Below are 4940 nucleotides of genomic sequence, written 5' to 3'. Positions count from 1 at the left end.
GGGCGGTCGGCGGCGGCGTCGCCGCGGGCCTCCGCCCGCAGCTGCGCCACCAGCAGTTCGGAGAACACGACACCGCCGGCCTCGAGATTGTTCACCACGGCGTCGGCGAGCCGGCGCAGCGCCAGCACGCCCAGCTCCCGGCCCCCCGTGCCCGCGTAGACGGCCACGTCGATCTTGACGGCGCCGCCCCGGCCGCCGGCGTTGACCAGCAGACTCACGGTGCGGCTGCCCCGGATGTCGGTGACGAGCAGGTCGATCCGGGAGGCGGTGACCAGGTCGATCCGGCGGGTCCCCCAGGTGCGCACCAGCACCGTGGTTCCCTCCAGGTGGACCTGCCTGCGCGCGTTGGACACCACCAGCACCGCCGGCGGCAGTGCCACGACACCGCCGACGACCAGGCCGACGACCTGTCCGCCGAGCAGACCGGCCAGGCCCCCGAACGCCGCGCCGACCAGTACGGCACCCACGAGCCCGGACACGACACGACGGCGGCGCACCGCGGGATCGGCGGCGTACAACGGGACCCGTTCCGACCCGGACGTGGACCGCTCGCCTCCCGCTTCGCCGCTCATGCGCACCCCCCGGTCAGCGACGGATCCGTCGCGCGGAACCCGACGACGAGCACGGACACACCTTTCGCCACGGGCTGGGACGCCGTTCACCCTAGCCGCCCCTGTACAGGATCCTCACAGACAGTGCCCATAGACTGCGCCCGAGCGGGCCCACCGGGCCCGCCAGCGCCTCACCGGGGCCCGCCCGGGCCCACGGCGGCCGACGAGACAAGATTGGGAGGGCAGGTGGCCACCAACCAGCAACGCCGCGAGGCCGCGAAACGCAAGCTCGAACGGCAGCTCACCCGCCGCGCCGAACGGGCGAGGCGACGCAGGATCGTCGGTGTCGGCGTGACCATCGGTGCGGTGGTGGTGGTCGCCGGGCTCGTCGTGATCCTGGCCACGCGGGGCGATGACACCGCGGCGGAGGGCGACGCGGCGGACGCGAGCGGCACACCGGACACATCGGCCCGGAACACGCCGGCGAGCATCCCCACCGAACGGGTCGCGGCACCCGAACGCCCCGAGCCACTGTCGGGCCCGGTGACGTGCGAGTACCCGGAGTCCGGGCAGCCCGCCAAGGAGGTGCCCGCACCGTCGGGCGAGAACGTGCCCGCCGGGGGCACGGTCGACGTGACCCTGGAGTCCACCGTCGGCGAGATCCCCCTGACGCTGGACCGCGCACTGGCGCCGTGCACCGTCAACAGTTTCGTGCACCTCGCCGAGCAGGGGTTCTACACCGACACCAGCTGCCACCGGCTGTCCACCGACGGGCTCCAGATGCTGCAGTGCGGCGACCCGAAGGGCGACGGCACCGGCGGCCCCGGGTACAGCTTCGCCGACGAGACCTTCGAGGGGCTGACCTACGGCCGCGGCATCCTCGCGATGGCGAACTCGGGGCCGGACACCAACGGCAGCCAGTTCTTCATGGTGTACGGCGAGGCCCCGCTCCCGCCGAACTACACGGTCTTCGGCACGATCTCCGACAAGGGGCTCACGGTGCTCGACGAGGTGGCGCGCGCCGGACACGACGGTTCCTCGCAGGCGGGCGGCGGCACCCCGCACACCGAGGTCCGCTTCACCGACGTGCGCGTCGCGGCGACCTGACCGGCACCCCGGGTGCGTCGGGGGCACCGCGCCGACCGGCTCCCTCCCCGACGCACCCGGGGGTTCCGGAGACCCGCGTCGTCGGCGCCGGAGCGTGCGGGCGGTCAGCCGAAGTCGGGGGGACGCCGTTCGAGGAAAGCGGCGACCCCCTCGGCGTAGTCGTCCCCGGCGACGGCCTCGGCGCGGAGAGCCTCCACGGCGGCGTCGCTGTCCCGCTGCCCCTCCGTGATCCGCTCGATGATCTCGTTCATCCCACGCACCGACGTCTGCGACCGCGAACCGAGGGTGCGGGCGAAGTCGGTGGTGGCCTCCTCCAGTGCGTCGTCGTCGACCACCTCGTCGACCAGGCCGATCCCGTAGGCACGGTCGGCGTCCAGCAGCTGCGCCGACAGGAGCAGGTAGCGGGCGCGGGCCGGCCCCACCAGGGCGACGAGCCTGCGGGTGGAGGCGAAGTCGTAGACGATGCCGAGCTTGGCGGGGGTGATGCCGAAGCGGCTCTCCCGTGCCGCGAACCGGAAGTCACAGGCCACCGACAGCTGGCACCCACCGCCGATGCAGTTCCCCCGGACCCGCGCGATGCTCGGCTTGCGCATCCCGGTGAGCGCGCGGACCGCCTTCTCCACCGCGTCGTCGTAGACGGCCGCGCCCTCGGGCGTGGCCCGCAGCTCGCGGAACTCCCCGATGTCGGCGCCCGCGGAGAAGTGGTCCCCGGCACCGGCCAGCACGAGGACCCGGATCGCCGGGTCGGCCTCCACCTCGGCCACCACGTCCGGCACCGCCGACCACATGGCGTGGCTGACGGCGTTCATCTTGGCGGGGCGGGCGAGGGTGAGTGTGGCGGTCGCGCCGTCCCGGTCGAACTGGATCCCGTCGGTCACGCCGCAACCCTAGATCCCGCGCGCCCCGCCACGGAGCCCGGAGTGGCACACGTCGCGGCACCGACCGCCCGCACGCCGTACGTGGGTGTCGACTCGCGGTGCCGGAGCGTCGACTCAGGGGATCGGAGTGTCGACTCGCGGGTCAGGTGGCCGAGGTGAGTCGGTAGACGTCGTAGACGCCCTCCACGTTGCGGACCACCTTCAGCACGTGGCCGAGATGCTTCGGGTCACCCATCTCGAAGCTGAACCGGCTGACCGCGACCCGGTCCTTGGAGGTCGTGACCGAGGCGGACAGGATGTTGACCTTCTCGTCGGCCAGCACCTTGGTGACGTCGGACAGCAGCCGGTGCCGGTCCAGGGCCTCCACCTGGATCGCCACCAGGAACACCGACGACTCCGTCGGCGCCCACTCCACCTCCAGCAGCCGCTCCGGCTGCCGGTGCAGGTCGTCGGCGTTGGTGCAGTCGGTGCGGTGCACGCTCACCGCGCCACCGCGGGTGACGAACCCGAGGATGTCGTCGCCCGGCACCGGCGTGCAGCACCGGGCCAGCTTCGTCCAGATGTCCGACTGGCCGCCCTTGACCACCACACCGACGTCCCCGGTCGAGCGCCTGCGGGTGACCGTGGACGGAGTCGCGCGCTCGGCGAGCTCCTCCTCGGCCTCCTCGACCCCGCCGATCAGCGCCACCAGGCGCTGCACGACGTGCTTGGCACCGATCTGGCGCTCGCCGACCGCCGCGTACAGGGAACTGATGTCGGCGTGGCGCAGCTCCTTGGCCACCGAACCCATCGTGTCGGCGGACACGAGCCGCTGCAGCGGGAGGCCGATCTTGCGGACCTCCTTGGCGATGGCCTCCTTGCCGGACTCGATCGCCTCGTCCCGGCGCTCCTTGGCGAACCACTGCCGGATCTTCGCCCTGGCCTTCGGCGACCCGGCGAAGGACAACCAGTCGTGGCTGGGCCCGGCCCCCTCCGCCTTGGACGTGAAGATCTCCACGACCTCACCGTTGTCCAGCTTGCGTTCGAGCGCGACCAGCCTGCCGTTCACCCGGGCGCCGATACAGCGGTGGCCGACCTCGGTATGCACCGCGTAGGCGAAGTCCACCGGGGTGGACCCGACCGGCAGCGTGACCACATCGCCCTTCGGCGTGAACACGAAGATCTCGCGGGTGGCCAGGTCGTAGCGCAGCGACTCCAGGAACTCGCCCGGGTCGGCCGCCTCCCGCTGCCAGTCGAGCAGCTGCCGCATCCACGCCATCTCGTCGACGTCGACGGCGTTGCCCCGGTGGGTGCCCTTCGTTTCCTTGTACCGCCAGTGCGCCGCGATGCCGTACTCGGCGGTGCGGTGCATCTCGTAGGTCCGGATCTGCACCTCGAGCGGCTTGCCGTCCGGCCCGATCACCGTGGTGTGCAACGACTGGTACACGCCGAACCGGGGCTGGGCGACGTAGTCCTTGAACCGGCCGGGCATCGGCTGCCACAGCGCGTGCACCACACCCATCGCCGCGTAGCAGTCCCGCACGTCCTCCACGAGGATGCGCACGCCCACCAGGTCGTGGATGTCGTCGAGCTCGCGTTCCCGCACGATCATCTTCTGGTGGATCGAGTAGTAGTGCTTGGGCCTGCCCTCGACCTTGGCCTCGACGCGCGACTCCTCGAGCTGCTTGGTCAGCTCGCCGATCACCCAGCGCAGGTAGGTGTCCCGGGACGGCGCGCGGTCGGCCACCAGTCGCACGATCTCGTCGTACTTCTTCGGCTGCAGTATGGCGAAGGCCAGATCCTCCAGCTCCCACTTCACCGTGGCCATACCGAGCCGGTGGGCCAGCGGGGCGAGGACCTCCAGCGTCTCCTTCGCCTTGCGGGCCTGCTTCTCCGGCGGCAGGAACCGCATGGTGCGCATGTTGTGCAGCCGGTCGGCGAGCTTGATGACCAGCACCCTCGGGTCCCGCGCCATCGCGATGACCATCTTGCGGATGGTCTCGGCCTCCGCCGCGGTGCCGAGCTTGACCTTGTCCAGCTTGGTCACCCCGTCGACGAGCTGGGACACCTTGTCCCCGAAATCCTCCCCCAGCTGTTCGAGGGAGTACCCGGTGTCCTCCACCGTGTCGTGCAGCAGGGCCGCCACCAGGGTCGTGGTGTCCATGCCCAGCTCCGCCAGGATCGTGGCGACCGCCAGCGGGTGGGTGATGTAGGGGTCGCCGGACTTGCGCCGCTGCTCGCGGTGCCGCTCCTCGGCCACGTCGTAGGCCCGCTGCAACAGCGACAGGTCGGCGCTCGGGTGCAGTTCCCGGTGGATCGCGGCGAGCGGTTCGAGTACCTGCTTCACCGAGGCGGGCCGCTGCGCGGTGATCCGCCGCGCCAACCGGGCCCGCACCCGCCGGGTCGCCGACGGGGCACGGACGGC

At 71.8% G+C, this 4940-nt stretch carries 4 protein-coding genes; 1 reads left to right on the top strand and 3 read right to left on the bottom strand.

Features of this window, described 5'->3' with window-relative positions; translation table 11 throughout:
• On the bottom strand, positions 1-572 hold a 572-nt coding region (locus SACHA_RS0104895; protein ID WP_019807633.1), incomplete at its 3' end, for a hypothetical protein.
• A 225-nt stretch (positions 573-797) separates the two neighbouring features.
• Here SACHA_RS0104895 and SACHA_RS0104890 point away from each other — a divergent pair.
• Positions 798-1658 carry a peptidylprolyl isomerase gene (locus tag SACHA_RS0104890; RefSeq protein WP_019807632.1) on the top strand — a complete coding sequence of 287 codons (861 nt, stop codon included), beginning with the start codon at positions 798-800 and terminating at the stop codon, positions 1656-1658.
• Between the two features lie 104 nt (positions 1659-1762).
• Here SACHA_RS0104890 and SACHA_RS0104885 read toward each other — a convergent pair whose 3' ends face one another.
• Both SACHA_RS0104885 and SACHA_RS0104880 read right to left on the bottom strand, forming a co-directional pair.
• Positions 1763-2536: an enoyl-CoA hydratase/isomerase family protein gene (locus SACHA_RS0104885; RefSeq protein WP_019807631.1), complete on the bottom strand. Its 774-nt coding sequence runs from the start codon at positions 2534-2536 to the stop codon at positions 1763-1765.
• 142 nt (positions 2537-2678) lie between these two features.
• Positions 2679-4940, bottom strand: a 2262-nt coding sequence (locus SACHA_RS0104880; protein WP_019807630.1) for a RelA/SpoT family protein, incomplete at its 5' end; no start/stop codon positions are given.

This window comes from Saccharomonospora halophila 8 (assembly GCF_000383775.1).
Classification (GTDB): Bacteria; Actinomycetota; Actinomycetes; order Mycobacteriales; family Pseudonocardiaceae; genus Saccharomonospora; species Saccharomonospora halophila.
The sequence above is the reverse complement of the archived record's forward strand: the minus strand, read 5'-3'. Positions and strand labels throughout refer to the sequence as shown.